General features: G+C 75.1%; 15 protein-coding genes. 6 read left to right on the top strand and 9 right to left on the bottom strand.

The features are described from left to right. Nucleotides 1-89: 89 nt before the first annotated feature. The 6 genes from ACFV6I_RS19500 to ACFV6I_RS19525 form a co-directional block, all read right to left on the bottom strand. Nucleotides 90-887: a 2OG-Fe(II) oxygenase gene (locus ACFV6I_RS19500; protein ID WP_380426582.1), complete on the bottom strand. Its 798-nt coding sequence runs from the start codon at nucleotides 885-887 to the stop codon at nucleotides 90-92. After that, a complete protein-coding gene (locus tag ACFV6I_RS19505) occupies nucleotides 884-1,501 on the bottom strand; it encodes a methylated-DNA--[protein]-cysteine S-methyltransferase (protein WP_063352126.1) in 618 nt (205 codons plus the stop codon). Before ACFV6I_RS19505 ends, ACFV6I_RS19500 begins: the two co-directional genes overlap by 4 nt. Next, entirely contained in the window at nucleotides 1,498-1,989 is a 492-nt protein-coding gene (locus ACFV6I_RS19510; protein WP_380334808.1) for an RNA polymerase sigma factor, read from the bottom strand. Before ACFV6I_RS19510 ends, ACFV6I_RS19505 begins: the two co-directional genes overlap by 4 nt. Nucleotides 1,990-2,243: 254 nt before the next feature. Beyond that, complete coding sequence (locus ACFV6I_RS19515) at nucleotides 2,244-2,918, bottom strand: hypothetical protein (protein ID WP_380334811.1); 675 nt, start codon at nucleotides 2,916-2,918, stop codon at nucleotides 2,244-2,246. Nucleotides 2,919-3,289: 371 nt separating this feature from the next. Next, the gene (locus tag ACFV6I_RS19520) at nucleotides 3,290-3,535 is read right to left on the bottom strand and encodes a hypothetical protein (protein ID WP_380334814.1); all 246 of its coding nucleotides are present in this window, start codon (nucleotides 3,533-3,535) and stop codon (nucleotides 3,290-3,292) included. Next, complete coding sequence (locus ACFV6I_RS19525) at nucleotides 3,532-4,692, bottom strand: anion permease (protein ID WP_380426584.1); 1,161 nt, start codon at nucleotides 4,690-4,692, stop codon at nucleotides 3,532-3,534. The genes ACFV6I_RS19520 and ACFV6I_RS19525 overlap by 4 nt, the downstream gene beginning before the upstream one ends. A 265-nt stretch (nucleotides 4,693-4,957) precedes the next feature. Here ACFV6I_RS19525 and mdlC point away from each other — a divergent pair, with 265 nt between their 5' ends. The 6 genes from mdlC (at nucleotide 4,958) to ACFV6I_RS19555 (ending at nucleotide 11,789) form a co-directional block, all read left to right on the top strand. Further along, nucleotides 4,958-6,568 carry a benzoylformate decarboxylase gene (gene mdlC / locus ACFV6I_RS19530; RefSeq protein WP_380426586.1) on the top strand — a complete coding sequence of 537 codons (1,611 nt, stop codon included), beginning with the start codon at nucleotides 4,958-4,960 and terminating at the stop codon, nucleotides 6,566-6,568. Between the two features lie 330 nt (nucleotides 6,569-6,898). Then, on the top strand, nucleotides 6,899-8,794 hold the full coding sequence (locus tag ACFV6I_RS19535) for an amidohydrolase (protein ID WP_380426588.1): 1,896 nt from the start codon (nucleotides 6,899-6,901) through the stop codon (nucleotides 8,792-8,794). Between the two features lie 92 nt (nucleotides 8,795-8,886). After that, entirely contained in the window at nucleotides 8,887-9,549 is a 663-nt protein-coding gene (locus tag ACFV6I_RS19540; RefSeq protein ID WP_063352131.1) for a hydrolase, read from the top strand. Between the two features lie 48 nt (nucleotides 9,550-9,597). Beyond that, a complete protein-coding gene (locus ACFV6I_RS19545) occupies nucleotides 9,598-10,122 on the top strand; it encodes a DoxX family protein (RefSeq protein WP_380334825.1) in 525 nt (174 codons plus the stop codon). Continuing rightward, nucleotides 10,103-10,831, top strand: a complete 729-nt coding sequence (locus ACFV6I_RS19550; RefSeq protein ID WP_380426590.1) for a YoaK family protein — start codon at nucleotides 10,103-10,105, stop codon at nucleotides 10,829-10,831. The genes ACFV6I_RS19545 and ACFV6I_RS19550 overlap by 20 nt, the downstream gene beginning before the upstream one ends. A gap of 46 nt (nucleotides 10,832-10,877) precedes the next feature. Then, complete coding sequence (locus ACFV6I_RS19555; protein ID WP_380426592.1) at nucleotides 10,878-11,789, top strand: VOC family protein; 912 nt, start codon at nucleotides 10,878-10,880, stop codon at nucleotides 11,787-11,789. On the opposite strand, the gene ACFV6I_RS19560 is transcribed toward ACFV6I_RS19555, so the two are convergent. The 3 genes from ACFV6I_RS19560 to ACFV6I_RS19570 all read right to left on the bottom strand — a co-directional run. Beyond that, nucleotides 11,759-13,012, bottom strand: coding sequence for a helix-turn-helix domain-containing protein (locus ACFV6I_RS19560; RefSeq protein WP_380426594.1), 1,254 nt, complete (start codon nucleotides 13,010-13,012; stop codon nucleotides 11,759-11,761). The genes ACFV6I_RS19555 and ACFV6I_RS19560 overlap by 31 nt on opposite strands. A gap of 141 nt (nucleotides 13,013-13,153) precedes the next feature. After that, on the bottom strand, nucleotides 13,154-14,125 hold the full coding sequence (locus ACFV6I_RS19565; RefSeq protein ID WP_380426596.1) for a helix-turn-helix domain-containing protein: 972 nt from the start codon (nucleotides 14,123-14,125) through the stop codon (nucleotides 13,154-13,156). A gap of 117 nt (nucleotides 14,126-14,242) precedes the next feature. After that, a partial coding sequence (locus ACFV6I_RS19570; protein ID WP_380426598.1) for a LuxR C-terminal-related transcriptional regulator occupies nucleotides 14,243-16,455 on the bottom strand: 2,213 nt, incomplete at its 5' end.

A 16,455-nucleotide genomic window follows, 5' to 3' on the forward strand; every position in this document is an offset into this window, starting at 1 on the left:
CCGATACTCCGCATGGACTCCCTCCTCCGCCTTGCGATGCACGCACTCCGACGCCGCGCGCTGATCCGACGTGATCCGAAAGAGAGCCCCTAGGCGGCGTCGTGGAAGACCAGGGCCAGGGTGTGCCGGTGCCCGGAGCGGAGCGCCGAGACGCCGTGCCGGACCGGGGCGGCGGACCAGCCCCGCGCGGAGCGCACGGGCCGGTCGCGGGTGGTGAACACGTAGCCGTGGCCCTGCGGGAGCAGGGTGGCGGTGCCGCGGGACTGGGCGCGGGGGCGCTGCTCGACCAGCAGGAACTCCCCACCGGTGTGGTCGGTGCCGGGCCGGTCCAGGTTGATCACGACCTGCAACGGGAACACCAGGTCGCCGTACAGGTCACGGTGCAGCGCGTTCCAGTCCCCGGCGCCGTAGCGCAGCAGGATCGCGGTGGACTTGGACTGCCCGGCCGCGTGGCACATCTGCAGCCACTCGTCCAGGGTGTCCGGCCACGGCGCGGTACGGCCGAGCCGTTCCCACCAGGTGCGGGCGATGGGCAGCAGCCGCGGGTACAGGGCCTGCTTGAGCTGCTCGACCGGCTCGGGGTAGGGGGCGTGGAAGTACTTGTACTCGCCGGACCCGAACCGGTGGCGGGCCATGTCGACGGTGGAACGGAACAGCTCGGGCCGCCCGTACAGGTCCCGGAGTCGGCCGGCCTCGTCCGGGGTGAGCAGTTGCGGCAGCAACGCGCCTCCGAACGCGTCGAGTTCGGCGGCCACCGCGTCCCAGTCGGCGCTCTCGGCCCGGCCGGCCCACGGCCCGGATCCGGTGGCGGCGTCCGCGCCGGGAGCCGTCGCCCTCGTCTTCGCGGCGGTGACGGCGGTGGCGGCGGCGGCGGTGACGGCGGTCATGCCGCGGCCTCCAGTTCCAGTAGTGCGGTCTTGGCCTCCAGGCCGCCGATGTAGCCGCCGAGGGTGCCGTCGGTGCGCAGCACCCGGTGGCAGGGGACGACCACCGGCAGCGGGTTGGTCGCGCAGGCCGTGCCGACCGCCCGCACCGCCTTGGGGCTGCCGACCAGTTCGGCGACCTGGCGGTAGCTGCGGGTCTGGCCGTAGCCGATCTCCGGCAGGTGCTGCTGGACCAGTTGCCGGAAGCCCTTGGACAGGGACAGGTCCAGCGGCAGGTCGAACGCGCGACGGCGGTGGTCGAAGTACTCGTCGATCTCCCGGGCGGCGGTGTCCAGCCGGCCGGGGGCGCGCAGGATGCGCGGGCTGACCTTGTCGGCCAGGGCCTGAAGGACCTGGTCGTGGCCTTCGACCGCGAAGGCGACACGGACCAGGCCCCGGTCGGTGGCGGCCAGCAGCAGGGGGCCGACCGGGGAGTCGACGACGGTGTAGGCGATGTCGACCAGCGCGGCGGCCTGGGCCTCGGCCTCCAGCCGGCGGTGCAGCCGGGCCAGGGTCCCGGCGTCGACGGGAGCCGACAGCACGCTCAGGACGTCATCGTGGGATCGGATGCCGCTCATGTAGATGCTCCTCTCGAGGTCGCGCCCGGATAGTGTTTTCGTAGATTCTTCAGACCGTCCGCCGCCGCCCGGCGCGCCGCCGCGGTGTTCCCGCCCAGGACCGCCGCGATCTCGTCGTACGACATCCCGGCCAGATAGCGGAACGTGACCGCCTGCCGCTGCTTGCCCGGAAGGCGCCCCACCATCTCCCACAGCTCCCCGTCGTCAGCGCCCGGAACGCCCAGCGAACTGGGCTCCTCCGGCAACTCCTCGGCCGGCAGCGGCCGGCGTCCGGCGGCGCGCAGCACGTCGATCGCCTTGCGCCGGGCGATCGTCACCAGCCACGCCTCCACGTTCGCCGTCTCCGGCAGCCCCGGCCAAGCCCGCATCGCCGCCAGGAACGTCTCCGACCAGGCGTCGTCTGCGTCGTGTGTCCCCAGCAGCGCCCGGCACACCCGCAGCACGGTCGCGCCGTGCTGCTCGACCGCCTTCTCGAACGGTTCCCTCATCCTCGCCCTGCCGTAGACCTTGAATCCGAACCGATGTGTTCGAGCTCCCGAAACAGCCGGCCGGTCGCGGCCGGCACTGCCCTCCTGCAAGTCCGGCGGCCTCCGCCCGGTTTCTTCGGGTCGTCACCGTGCCCGGCCGCCTTCTGCACCTGCTGTCCCACCTGGAAGACGGTGCGGGTGCCGAGAACGTGAGATCCGAATTTCACCCGGTGGGAACGCGCTCGGCCGCGGGCCTCAGCCTCCGCCGCTCCCGTTCATCCGGCGGACGGGTGCAGGACGGGCGCGTACCCGCCGACCAGCACCTGCACCGTCACCGCGGGGGTGAGCACCTCCACCCGAAGGTCCGGGGCGACCGCCCGCGTCGCGCCGTACCCGGCCATCGACCAGGGCCGCCAGTACCCCTGCCGCATCAGCCCGGCCTCACCGTCCAGGCGGATGAACGCGCCGTCCGGCAGGTCGCCGGCCGCCGCCCGGAAGGTGCGCTGGCGCCCGTCGGGCGTTCGCCGGTCCGCCTGCAGCCTGCTGTCCATCTCCGGCGCGCCGGGAAGGCCGCCTCCCAGGGTGTCGGCCCAACTGCGCTGGAACCGCCGGTAGTCCGGGACGCGGCACAGCCCGCACGGCCGGTGCCCGGCGGCGAGGGCCGTGGCCTCGTCGAGGAAGTACAGCTCCGTCAGCCGGCCCGGCTGCCACTGAACCCGCCACCAGTCCTTGAACTCCAGCACGCAGCAGACCCAGGCCCGCGTCGACGGCTTGCGCGTCGGCTGGCCGCCGGCGCCGAGCAGCGAGCCCCGGTTCCCCCAGAACAGCCCCCGCCCCGGGTCGGCCACGAGCTCGCCGTCCGGCCGCACCCGATTGCGTCGGCCCGTACGGACCCGTTCGCCCGCCCCCGGCTGGTTCTCCCGCCTGGTCAAGCCCTCGTCCACCGGCATGATGCGCTCCTCGCCCTGTCGGATGATCGGCAGGCGGGATTGACCGCCGACATGGTGAAGACGCCGGCGGCAGGTCAGGCATGCGGCCGGAGTCCGGACGCCCATCGGATCACGATGCGCCCTGGATGTTCCCCGAGCTCCGAGGTGCGTTACCGCGGCAGCTTGGTGGTGCGCTCCGGGCGGACGGCGGGGGCGGACGGCAGGGGCGGACGGCAGGGGCGGACGGCAGGGGCGGACGGCAGGGGCGGACGGCGGGGGCGGACGGCAGGGGCGGACGGCGGGGGCGGACGGCAGGGGACGGACGAAGCACGACAGCACCCGCAGTGACGAGCGGGATCGGCATTCGCCGAGACGGCCTGGACGGCGGGCGGTCAGCGGTGGCCGACGATGACGGAGATGCCCCAGCCGATCGCCGCGAGCACCACCGCGAAGATCAGTCCCGCCAGGGTGGAGCCGACCGGCCCGGCGGCGGGCCGGACGGCGGCGGGCTCGCCGGCCGCGCCGGTCGGGTTGAGCAGGCGCAGGCCGAGGGCGAACAGCGCGGGCAGGCCGGCGCCGGTGAGCAGGCCCACCACGACGATCTTCCACAGCGCGTCCAGGTTGATCCAGGAGTTCACGGGCTCACCTCGTCCTTGGCCTTGACCGGCTCCGGCGTCACCGAACCGGTCCACGCGGCGTTGACGTTCTCCGGTGTCACGGCCGGATGGCGGGAGGCGGCGAAGAAGGCGACCGACACCACCACCAGCGCGCCGACGATCACCACCACGCCGGCCGTCCCGCCGATCCCGTTCGCGGCCCAGTAGGCCACCGCGCCGGCCAGCGCGGAAGCCGGCAGGGTGAGCAGCCAGGCCGTCACCATCCGGCGGGCGAGCTGCCAGCGCACCACGGCACCACTTCGGCCGACCCCTGAGCCCAGGATCGATCCGGTGGCCACGTGCGTGGTGGAGAGCGAGTAGCCGAAGTCGGTGGAGCAGAGGATCACGGCGGCCGAGGCCGACTCGGCGGCCATCCCCTGCGGCGGTTCGATCTCCACCAGCCCCTTGCCCAGGGCCCGGATCACCCGCCAGCCGCCGATGTAGGTGCCCAGGGCGATCGCCAGCGCACAGGAGAGGATCACCCAGTCCGGTGCCTTCGCCCCGGCGGGCAGGGTGCCGTTGGCGATCAGGGCGAGGGTGATGGCGCCCATGGTCTTCTGCGCGTCGTTGGTGCCGTGGGCGAGCGAGACCATGGAGGCCGAGCCGATCTGGCCGAGCCGGAAGCCGCGCCCGCGGGGGCCTTCGGGCACGTCGCGGGTGAGGCGGTAGACCAGGAGGGTGCCGACCACGGCCACCCCACCGGCGATGAACGGCGACAGCGCCGCGGGCACGACCACCTTGGAGACCAGCCCCTGCCACTTGACGGCCGAGGCCCCGGCGGCCGCCACCGTCGCCCCGACCACCCCGCCGATCAGCGCGTGCGAGGAGCTGGAGGGGATGCCGAGGTACCAGGTGGCCAGGTTCCACAGGATGCTGCCGACCAGACCGGCGCAGACGACCGTCAGGGTCACCTCCCCCGTGGCGACCAGGCCGTTGGCGATGGTGGCCGCCACGGCGGTCGACAGGAACGCGCCCACCAGGTTCAGCACCGCCGACACCGCGACCGCGACGCGCGGCGGCAGGGCGCCGGTGACGATCGAGGTCGCCATCGCGTTGCCGGTGTCGTGGAAGCCGTTGGTGAAGTCGAAGCCCAGCGCCGTGGCGACCATCAGCGCCAGGACCGCGTCGTTGCCGGTCACGGACCCGAACCTAGCCCGCGCACCGGCCGAGGCTGCCGCCGACCCGCCCTGCCCCGGGGCCCGGCACCCGTTCGTCCGGCCGTTCGTCCGGTTGCGGGGCCCTCAGTGCCGATGCTCTCCTGCAAGAGCCGGCCGGCGTGACGATCGGAAACGATGTGCCGTCCCCCGTCGCCGTCCCGCCCCAGGAGGCTGCCGGCCGGCCGGACCGAGACCCGTCCCTGCAAGCCCTGAGGCCCTGACGCCCCGGGTGAAAGCGCTGGCACCCATGGCTGAGCACTCCACCGTCCGCACCGTGACGTACGACCTGCTGCGCACGCTCGGACTCACCACGGTCTTCGGGAATCCGGGCTCCACCGAGGAGCCGTTCCTCCAGGACTTCCCCGCGGACTTCGGCTACGTCCTGGCGCTCCAGGAGGCGTCCGCCCTCGCGATGGCCGACGCCTTCGCCCAGGTCACCGGCCGCCCCGCGCTGGTCAACCTGCACTCCTCGGCCGGCACCGGCAACGCGCTGGGCAACCTGGTGGCGGCCCACCACGGGAACACGCCCCTGATCGTCACCGCCGGCCAGCAGCACCGGGAGCTGGTGATCGGCGAGCCGTACCTCGGCAACCGCGAGGCCACCCAGCTGCCGAAGCCCTGGGTGAAGTGGTCCTACGAGCCGGCCTGCGCCGAGGACGTCCCCGAGGCCTTCATGCGCGCCTACGCGCAGGCGCTCCAGCCGCCCGCCGGCCCGGTCTACCTGTCGATCCCGATGGACGACTGGAAGCGGCCGCTGTCCGGCTTCACCCGGGTGCGGACGGTGAGCGAGCGGGTGGCCCCCGACCCCGGGCGGCTGCGGGCCTTCGCCGAGCGCATCACCGCCAGCCGCCGGCCCGCACTCGTCTTCGGGCCGGAGGTCGACCGCAGCGGCGGCTGGGACGCGGCCGTCGCCCTGGCGGAGAGACTGCGCGCCGCCGTCTACGGCGCCCCGCTGGGGGACCGCGTCTCCTTCCCCGAGGACCACCCGCTCTTCGCCGGCCCGCTGGGCATGTCGGTGAAGACCATCAGCGACCGGCTGGCCGGGCACGACCTGGTGGTGGTGATCGGCGCGGAGGTGTTCCGCTACTACCCGTACGTGCCCGGCGACTACCTCCCCCCGGGCACCGGGCTGCTCCAGATCACCGGCGACCCGGAGGCGGCCGCGGCCGCGCGGGTCGGCGACAGCCTGCTCGGCGATCCCCGGCGGGCGATCGAGCTGCTCCTCGACCTGGTCGAGGAGGGTTCGGCGCGGACCGCTCCGGAGCCGATGCCGCGGCCCCGCGCGCTGCCGTCCGCCCCGGACCGGCCGCTCACCCCGCCGGAGGTCTACGCCGCCCTGAGCAGGGTCCGCCCGCCGGACGCCGTCATCGTCAACGAGTCGACGTCGACCATGGCGCAGCAGCTCGAATGGCTGCCCACCACCCGATCGGGCTCGTTCTTCGCCACGGCCAGCGGAGGCATCGGCTGGGCCGTCCCGGCCGCGGTCGGCGTCGCGCTGGCCGACCGGGAGCGGGGGACGCGGCGCCCGGTGATCGGCCTGATCGGCGACGGCTCCTTCCAGTACTCCGTGCAGGCCCTCTACACGGCGGCCCGGCACCGCCTCCCGATCGTCTACGTGGTCATGCGCAACCACGAGTACTCGATCCTCAAGTCGTTCGCCCTGCTGGAGGACACCCCCGGGGTGCCCGGGCTCGACCTGCCCGGACTGGACGTCGCCTCGGTGGCCCGCGGCTTCGGGTGCCACGCCGTCGACGTGGAGACCACCGAGGACCTGGAGCGGGAGTTCACCGCGGCCCTGACCGCCGACACCCCCACCGTCATCGTCGTTCCCACCCGACCCCAGCAGGCCGCGCTGTAGACCGCGCGGCGGGGCCGGGTCGGGCGGCAGGAGCACCTCGGCGACCAGCGGGGGAAGGTGTCCGACCACCGGGCACCTTCCCCTTTCGGCACCACGGACCTCTCCGGCCCTCGCCATCGACCGCCCCCGCGCACGATCGCCGCTGCGGGCGGCTGGTGCGCTCGCGGACCGGAGCCGGTGCGCTGTGGGCCAAGTCCGGCACCACCGCCGCGCCTAACGTCTCGTCAGGAGCCCGGACGGGGCGGGGCTTTGGCCCCGGCCCGCTCGGAAGCCTCCACCCGCCGTCCGCACCCGGGCGGCAGGTCGATCCCGTGACAGGAGGCCGTCGAGGTGCCTGCAATACCCGTCGGTGGGCTGGTCCCCCGGGCCGTCGAGGAAGCCGCCGAGAACGCCGCCGATGTCGTCGTCCGCAACGCGAAGATCCACACCGGCGACGCCCGCCGCCCCCAGGCCGGCGCCCTCGCCATCCGCGACGGCGTGATCACCGTCGTCGGGGACGACCCGGACGTCGCCCCGGTCATCGGCCCGTCCACCGTCGTGGTCGACGCGCTCGGCCGGCGGGTGGTGCCCGGCCTCAACGACGCGCACCTGCACGTGATCCGGGGCGGCCTCAACTACGTCCTGGAGCTGCGCTGGGACGGCGTGACCTCGCTGCGCCGGGCGCTGGCGATGCTGCGGGAGCAGGCCGCCCGCACCCCCAGGGGCCAGTGGGTGCGGGTCGTCGGCGGCTGGTCGGCCGAGCAGTTCGCCGAGCGGCGGCTCCCGACGCCCGCCGAGCTGAACGAGGCGGCGCCGGACACCCCGGTGTTCGTCCTCCACCTCTACCAGTCGGCGATCCTCAACCGCGCCGCCCTGCGCGCCGTCGGCTACACCCGCGACACCCCGGACCCGAAGGGCAGCCAGATCGTCCGGGGCCGCGGCGGCGAGCCGAACGGCATGCTGTTGGCGGCGCCGAGCGCCCTGGTCCTCTACTCCACGCTGGCCAAGGCCCCGGTGCTGGAGGGCGAGGACCGTGCGACCTCCACCCGGCACTTCCTGCGCGAGCTGAACCGCTTCGGGCTGACCTCCGCGATCGACGCCGCCGGCGGCTTCCAGAGCTTCCCCGAGAACTACGCCACGGTGACCCGACTCGCCCGCGAAGGCCTGCTCACGCTCCGCATCGCCTACCACCTGTTCCCGCAGACCCCCGGCCAGGAGCTCGACGACCTCACCCGCTGGATCGAGACGGTCCGCCCCGGGGACGGCGACGCCTGGCTGCGGCTGAACGGCGCCGGCGAGAACCTCACCTGGGCCGCCGCCGACTTCGAGAACTTCGCCGAGCCACGCCCCGAACTCGGCCCCTACGAGGGCGAGTTCGAGAAGGCCGTCCGCCTGCTGACGGAGCACCGCTGGGGCTTTCGGCTGCACGCGACCTACGACGAGACGATCCGGCGCGACCTCGCGGTGTTCGAGAAGCTCGCCGCCGAGGGGCTCTTCCCGGCCGGGAACCGGTGGCTCTTCGACCACGCGGAGACCGTCTCCCGGGACAGCCTGGACCGGATCGCGGCCCTCGGCGGCTCGCTGTCGGTTCAGAACCGGCTGTCCTTCCAGGGCGAGGTGTTCACCCGCCGCTACGGCCTCGGCGCCGCCGCCGAGGCCCCGCCGATCCGCGCGATGCTGGAGCGCGGCCTGACGGTGGCCGCCGGTACGGACGCCACCCGGGTGTCCTCGTACAACCCCTGGGTCGCCCTGCACTGGCTGGTCTCCGGGCGCACGGTCGGCGGGTCGGCGATCCGGCCGCCGCAGAACCGGGTGGACCGGGCGACCGCGCTCGCGATGTACACCACTGCGGGCGCCGCCCTCACCGGCGAGCAGGACGTCAAGGGCGTGCTGCGGACCGGCTGCTACGGCGACCTGGCCGTCCTGTCCGAGGACTACTTCACCGTGCCGGAGCCGGAGATCCCGTCCATCGAGTCCCTGCTGACGGTCGTCGGCGGCCGGATCGTCCACGCGGCGGCCGAGTACGAGGGCATGGACGAGGAGCTCCCGCCGGTCAGCCCCGGCTGGAGCCCGGTCGCCCACTTCGGCGGCTACCAGGCCTCCGGTCGCGCCTCCGGCGCGGGCGCCCGCCAGGCGGAGCTGCTCGGCGAGGTCGTCACCGAGTCGCAGCTGCACCACCGCTGGCGGGTCGAGCGCGGCCTGGTGGACGAGCACCACCAGCCGTTCGACCCCTGCTTCCTCCTCTGATCCACCTCCCCCGCCCCCTGATCCACCTCCCCCGCCCCCGCGCGGAGCACCGCGCGGGGGCCCTGCCGAGACGAACCGAAGGGAACCCCGTCATGGTCGACCTCACCCAGGTCAGCCCCACCCCGAGCCCCGACCTGCTGACCCCCGACAACGCCGTGGTGCTGTTCGTGGACCACCAGCCGCAGATGTTCTTCGGCACCGGCAGCGGCGACCGCACCGCGATCGTCAACGCCACCGTCGGCCTCGCCAAGGCCGCCCGGGCCTTCGAGGTGCCGACCGTCCTGACCACCGTCGCCGCCGAGTCCTTCTCCGGCCCGCTGCTGCCGCCGCTGGCGGCGGTGTTCCCCAAGGCCGAGGTCCTCGACCGCACCTCGATGAACGCCTGGGAGGACGCGGCGGTCGTCGAGGCGGTCAAGGCCACCGGGCGCGGCAAGGTCGTCATCGCCGGCCTGTGGACCGAGGTCTGCCTGGTCCTGCCGGTGCTGTCCATGATCGACCAGGGCTACGAGGTCTACGTCGTCACCGATGCCTCCGGCGGCGTCTCCCCGCAGGCCCACGAGCACGCGATCCAGCGGATGACGCAGGCCGGCGCGGTGCCGGTCACCTGGGTCCAGGTGCTGCTGGAGCTCCAGCGCGACTGGGCCCGGACGGAGACGTACGGCGTGGTCACGGAGATCGTCAAGGAGCACGGCGGCGCGTACGGCCTCGGGATCGTCTACGCCCAGGCCGTCATCGGCGAGCACGCCGCCGGCTGACACCCACCACCGACGCTCCGTCAGAACAGGGACCAGGGACAGGACACGATGGATACCGGACTGCTGATCCTCCGCGTGGTGGTGGGCCTGCTCATCGCCGGGCACGGGGTACAGAAGGTGAGCCACCGCCTCGGGGGCAACGGCCTCGCCGGCGGGACGGAGGAGTTCCGGCACGACGGCTTCCGCGGCGGGACGCTCACCGCGCTCGCCGCGGGCGCCGGGCAGGTCGGTTCGGGCCTGTTCCTGGCCCTGGGCGCGCTCACCCCGCCGGCGGCCATGGTCGCCATGGGCGTGATGACGGTGGCGATGACCGTCAAACTGCCGCACGGGCTCTGGGTGCAGGACGACGGCTACGAGTACCCGCTGGTGCTGGTCGTCGTCGCGGGATCCCTCGCCCTCACCGGCCCGGGCCGGTGGTCCGTGGACCACGCCGTCGGCCTGACCGCCTGGCCGCTCTGGCTGTCGGTCACGGCCGCCGTGCTCGGCCCGGCGAGCGGGCTGCTCACCCGGGTGGTCCTGCACCACCCGCCCGCACCCGAGGAGGCGGCCGCCGTTGCGCGCCCTGCTGACTGACGCCCTGCGCACCCTCGCCCCGCCGCGCACCGACCGGCACGGGCCCCTCCCCCCGCTGATGCTGCTGCTGACGGTGGCGACCGGGGTGGTCGACGCCGTGAGCTACCTCGGCCTCGGGCACGTCTTCGTCGCCAACATGACCGGCAACGTGGTCTTCCTCGGCTTCGCCCTGGCCGGAGCCCCGGGCCTGTCGGCCACCGCCTCACTCGTCTCGCTGGCCTCCTTCCTGGCCGGCGCACTCGTCGGCGGACGGCTCGGCAGCCGGTCGGCAGCCCACCGCGGACGCCTGCTGGCCCTGGCCGTCGGCGTCCAGACGGCCCTGACGGCCGCGGCGGCCGCCACCGCCGCGGCCGGCGGCGCCGACTACGTCCTGATCGTCCTGCTGGGCCTGGGCATGGGCCTGCAGAACGCGGTCGCCCGGCGGCTCGCCGTACCCGACCTGACCACCACCGTCCTCACCCTCACCCTGACCGGCCTCGCCGCCGACTCGACGGCAGCCGGCGGCACGGCGCCGCGCCCGGGCCGTCGGATCCTCTCCGCCCTGGCGATGCTGCTCGGCGGCCTCGCCGGCGCGGCGCTGGTCCTGCACGGGCGGCCCGCCGCGGCCCTCGCCCTGGCCGCCCTGCTGCTCCTCGGCACGGCGCTGGCCGCCCACCGGCTCTCGGCCGCCGACGGCCCCGACGCCCCCTGGGCCGCGCCGGCGGCCTGAGCAACCCACCGCACCGTCACAACGTCAGAACATCAGGAGCTTCCCCATGATGCGACGCTTCGCCCGACGCCTCGTCCCGCTCGCCGCGGCGATCGCCGCGCTGACGGCCCTGCCCGCCGCCTCGGCGGCCCAGCCCGCACCGGCCAGCCGCCACACCTTCGCCGTCGGCCCGCAGTACGACTCCACCCACGTGTACGTCGAACCGGGCACCGAGCAGGCGTTCGCGGCCAGTTGGGTGGCCACCTTCGGCGGCAGCACGATCGGCCCGAACGCCACCCAGGTGACGCCCACGCCCAGCCGGACGCTCTCCGAGCTGGTGGTCTCCCCGGTCGGCACGCTGTCGGTGTTCGACTACACCACGCCCGTCCCGTACCCGTTCGGCACCGAGCGCACCGGCTGGCTGGTCACCGACCTCGACCAGGCGGTCCGCGCCGCCCGCGCCGACGGAGCCGCCGTCACCGTGGCGCCGTTCGCCGACCCGATCGGCCGGGACGCCGTCGTCCAGTTCCCCGGCGGCGTCAATGCCCAGCTCTACGTGCACACCACGCCGCCGTCCTACCCCGAGTTGGCCAGCGTGCCGGAGAACCGGCTCTACCTGTCACCGGACGCGGTGGGCGCCTTCCTGCACAGCTTCCTCGCCTTCACCCAGGGCCGGATCGTCTCCGACGACCGCCGGGCCGACGGCGCCGCGATCGGACTGCCCGGCACCGCCTACCGGCTCGTCCGCCTCACCTCCGGCTTCGGCACCACGACGGTCGCCGTGACGGACGGCCACCTGCCGTACCCGTTCGGCCGGGAGCTCACCGGCTACGGCGTGGCGGACCTCGGCGCCACCCTGGAGCGGGCGAAGGCCGCCGGCGCCTCGGTGCTGTCGGGCCCGGTCCGGGCGGGCGGCCGGGACACCGCGATGGTGCGGTTCCCCGGCGGCTACGTCGCGGAGCTGCACAACGACCGGTGAGCGGCAGGGGCGATCACACCGCGACGCCGTACCCCGCCGCCCGGGGGGCGCGTACCCGCGGCCCCGCCGGCCCGCCCACGCACCCGGCGGCCCGGCCCGCCCCGGGGCACGCCAGCCCCAAGCGTGGGGGCGGCCCCCCGGCGCATCCGGGGCGGGGCTCCCCCCGGCCCGGGGGGGGGCGGGGCCCAACACCCGGCCCGCCCGAACCCGGGGGCCCGGGGGCCCCGCAGCGGCGCCCGGCCCGGCCGCACCACGCTCCCTTGGGCCAGGCCCGCCAGTGCGCACGCCTGCCACTCGCGCGGCGAGACCCCGTAGGCGGCCCGGAAGGCCCGGCTGAAGTGACTGGCGCTCACGAAGCCCCACCGGCCGGCGACCGCCGCCACGGTCGCCCGGTCCGCGTTCGGACGCCCCAGGTCCCGGCGGGACATGTCCAGCCGCTGGCGCTGGATCCAGCGGGCCACCGTCACCCCCTCGAAGCGGAAGAGCTTGTGCAGGTACCGCACCGACACGTGATGGGCCCCGGCGATCCGCTCCGGTGAGAGGTCCCGGTCCCCCAGGTGGCGCAGGATGTGGTCCTTCACCCGGGCCAGGGTGGCCAGGGCCGCCTCGGGCGCCTCCGGGGCGGCCCTGCCGCGCCGTTCGTGGGCGAGCACCGCGAGCAGGTCGAGCGCCGTGGCGGCGAGCCAGCGGGCCACCTGTGGCTCCATCGAACCGGCCGACCGGGAGAGGCACTCCAGGTAGGCGGCCACCAGGCGGGCGGTGTCGTCGCGGGTGTCGAAGGCCGTCGCGGTCAGCACCCGCAGGTCCTCCTCGGTGACGCCCACCGCCGAGCGCGGCCAGTGGAACGCCGTGAAGACGAACGGTTCCGGCAGCTCCTTGACGAACGGCCTCCCGGCGTCCGAGATCGCGAAGGCGCCCGGGCGCAGCTCCACCTGGCGGCCGTCCTGGACCAGCCGGGCGGTGCCGCGGTGGTGGAGCGCCAGGGTGAGGTGGTCCTCCCCGCCGCGGGCGATCAGGCCCGCGCTGCGCTCGACCCGCTGCGGTCCGGCCTGGACCAGGGAGACCTGCACGGCGCCCAGCCGGTGGCTGGTGATCGCCGCGGGCGCGGGCGCGTCCTCTCGCAGGGCGACGTCGAGCGGGATGAAGGTGCGGGAGACGGCCTCGTGCCAGTACTCGGCGCGGTCGCCGGACGGTATCCCTGTGGTGTCGAGGACGACGGACATCTGTACTCCTCTTCGGGGGGCCGGCCGATCGGGGCCCACCAGGAACGGCTGTGCAGGACGACGCGCACGGTGTCGGCCGCCTGGACGGTGGCCCGATCGTGCGCTTCGGCGGACGGTTCGGCAGACGGCTCGGCGGCCCGGTCAGCCGGCCTCGTCGTTCCGGAGCGAGCGCCACTCGCGCGGCGGGACCCCGTACGCGGCGCGGAAGGCCCGGCTGAAGTGCGCCGGGTTGACGAAGCCCCAGCGCTGGGCGACAGCTGACACGGTCGGGGCCGTACGACCGCGGCGGCCCAGCTCGCGGGCACAGGCTTCCAGGCGGCGCTGCTGGACGAGGCGGCTCACCGTCACTCCCTCGTTCTCGAAGAGCCGGTGCAGGTACCGCACGGAGATGTGGTGGGCCCGCGCGATCCGCTCGGGTGTCAGCTCCGGATCGCCCAGCCGGTGGTCGATGTACTCCCGCACCCGCCGGACCAGGTGCCCGTCGGGGCCGTCCGGCTCGTCCGTGGCCCGGCCGGCCACCAGGTGGGCGACGAGCGCGCTCACCAGGTCGGCGACGCGTCCGGCCAGCAGGTCACCGACCGGTGCGGGGAGCGACCGGGCGGACGCGGCCAGGGCGCCGAGGAAGGGCGCCAGCACCGGCCCGCAGCCGTCCGCGGGGCCGACGGCGGTGCCCGCCGCATGCCGCAGGTCGCGCTCCGCCGCACCGAGCAACCGGCTCGGCAGGTGGACCAGATGGGTGCGGAAGCGCTCCGGGAAGTCGACGGCGTAGGGCCGCTCGGTGTCGTACAGCATGAGCCCGCCCGGCAGCGCCTCCGCCCGGCGCCCGTCCTGCTCCAGCACGGCCCGGCCCGACACCTGCACCCCGACCCCGACCTGCGGCTCGGTGCGCGGGGCCCGGGCGATCAGGTCGGCCGTACGGGAGAGGCGGGCGGCGTCCGCCTCCAGGGTGGAGATCCGTACGTAGCCGAGCCGGTGCGACTCCAGGAGTCCGTCGAACGGCCGCCCGGTGAGCGGGTGCACCTCCACCGGCACCAACGTCCGCGACACCATCGCGCTCCAGAACGCCGCCTTCTCCTCGTCCGCGACCGACCCGGTCGTCACCCGCACGCCCATCTGACCGCCCTTCCGCCGAAGCCCTGCGCGGTCCAGCGTGGACCGCGCGCACGACGTGCCGTTAGGTCATCTGACTGCCGCGCCGGGAAGGGCGGTTCGAGGAGCCGTTCCGGCAGGTCAGCCGCCGTCCAGGGCGTGGGCGAGCGCGGCCCGGGTGGTGATGCCGAGCTTCGGGAAGATCCGGTAGAGGTGGGCCCCGACGGTGCGGGGCGACAGCTGGAGCTGCCGGCCGATCTCCTTGTTGGTCAGCCCGGTCGCGGCCAGCCGGGCGATGCGCAGCTCGTGACCGCTGAGGCCGGCCGGCTCCGCGACCGGTCCGCCCGGCGGCAGCGCCACGGAGTCGCCGGCCGCCCGGAGTTCCGCCTCGCACTGCCGGGCCCAGGGGGTGGCCTCCAGGCGGCGGAACACGTGGTGGGCCGCGCGCAGCGCCTCCCGGGCCCCGGGCCGGTGGCGCCGGCGCAGCCACGAGCCGTGGGCGAGCCGCAGCCGGGCGAGGTCGAACGCCCACCGCTCGGCGCCCGGTACGGCGTACGCGGCGCGGTAGGCGGCGTCGGCCTCGTCGTCGTCGGCGGAGGCGGCCGGGGCGGTGGCGGCCAGGGCGGTGGCGGCCGCGAAGAGGAAGGCGTGGCGACCGGAGATCTCCGCCGAGCGCGCCGCGGCCCCGGCCGCGAGGTGGTCCCGGGCCTCCTCGTGCCGGCCGGTGTGCACGGCGGCCGTCACCAGGTCGAGGACCAGCGCGTGGCGCCACGGCGACCCGTTGGGCAGCCGCCCGGGCGGGGTGAGCTCGCAGAAGTGCGCGTACGCCTCCTCGTCGCGTCCGTGGGCGAGCGCCGCCAGGCCGCGCAGGTGGGTCAGGCGGTCCAGCACGTACCGCATCCGGGCCCGGGTGGCGGCCGGGCGGACGGCCCGCTCGATCTCCCGCAGGCCGTCCTCGTCACCCCGGCCGGCCAGGAAGTGGGCGTAGTACTGGCGGAACATCAGGGCGTTGGTGTGATAGCCGAGTTCGTCCGCGATCTCGGCCTCGCGCAGGCAGGCGGCCGCCCGGTCCCAGTGCCCGAGCAGGAAGTCCTGGTGGCACTTGGCCTTCGCCACCGAGCCCTGGGTGGCGTAGCCGTGGAAGCCGGTGAAGCGCCGCCACAGGTCGCCCTCGGGGCAGTCGAGCGCCGAGGCGGTCCACAGCAGGAGCCAGGCCGCACCGGCCTCCTGCTCCTCGGTCATGGCCCCGGCCACCGTCCGCAACGCTTCGGCGACCTCCGGGCCGGGGGCGGTCCAGGCCCGCAGGCACAGCCGCCCCACCTCGGAGACGTTCTCCCGGTGCCGTTCCAGGGCGTGCCACACCCACGGGTCGTCGGTGTAGCTGGCGGCCAGCAGCAGCTTGAAGTACACCTGGTCGACCAGCCCGCCGAAGGTGTCGGCGCCCGGGGCGGTGAGCGCGTCGAGGGCCGCGGGCAGCAGGGCGGCGGAGGACTCGAAGTCGACGTGGTGGCTCTGGTCGGCGTAGACCACCGCGTACGCGAACAGCGGGGCTACGTCCTGCGGCACCGTACTGGACTTCAACTCCTCCACCAGGTCCACGGAGTGGCGCAGTTGCCCGCCGCGCGCCGCCATCACCGCGGCCCAGGTGAGCCGGCGGGTCTGGTCGCAGGAGCCGGGGCTGAGGGCGGCGGCGCGTTCGAGCAGCAGCGCGCCCTCCGCGTCGCCCCCTCGACGCGCGAGGTCGCGCCCCGCCTCCTGCAGCCGCTGCGCGAGTGCCTCGTCGGGCAACAGCGCGGCCGACGCCTCGTGGGCCAGCCGCCTGGGATCGTCCGGCGCGAGGGCGGCGGACAGGGCCCGGTGCGCTTCCCGGCGGGCACTGTCGGAGGCGGTGGAGACGACGGCGGTACGGACCAGGGGGTGCCGGAACACGAGCTGTCCGGCCCGGTCGAGCCGGACCAGCCCGTCCGCCTCGATCCGTTCCAGGATCTCCCGCGCGTTCTCGTCCGCGACGGCGCGCAGCCACGCCCCGGTGGCGGACTCCGTACCGGTGGCCAGGGCGCCCAGCAGCAGCAGGCGGCCGACCTCGGGCGTCACGGCGCCCAGGCGGTCGGCGAACATCCGCTCCAACTTCCGTCCCAGTGGCAGCCGTTCGGGCAGCGGGGCGGCCCCCAGCTGCTGGGCGGCCGCCAGTTGGCGCGGCAGCTCCACCAGTGCCAGCGGGTTCCCGGCCGCCTCCGTGAGGACCCGGTCCCGGGGGGGGGCGGCGGGGGGGGGGGGGCGGGGGGCCCGCCGTAGCGCCCCGGGCGCCCCGGGCGGGGGCCGCACCGCGACGGGGGCGGCCGACCCCGACCGGG

The organism is Kitasatospora sp. NPDC059803 (genome assembly GCF_042732255.1).
Classification (GTDB): Bacteria; Actinomycetota; Actinomycetes; order Streptomycetales; family Streptomycetaceae; genus Kitasatospora.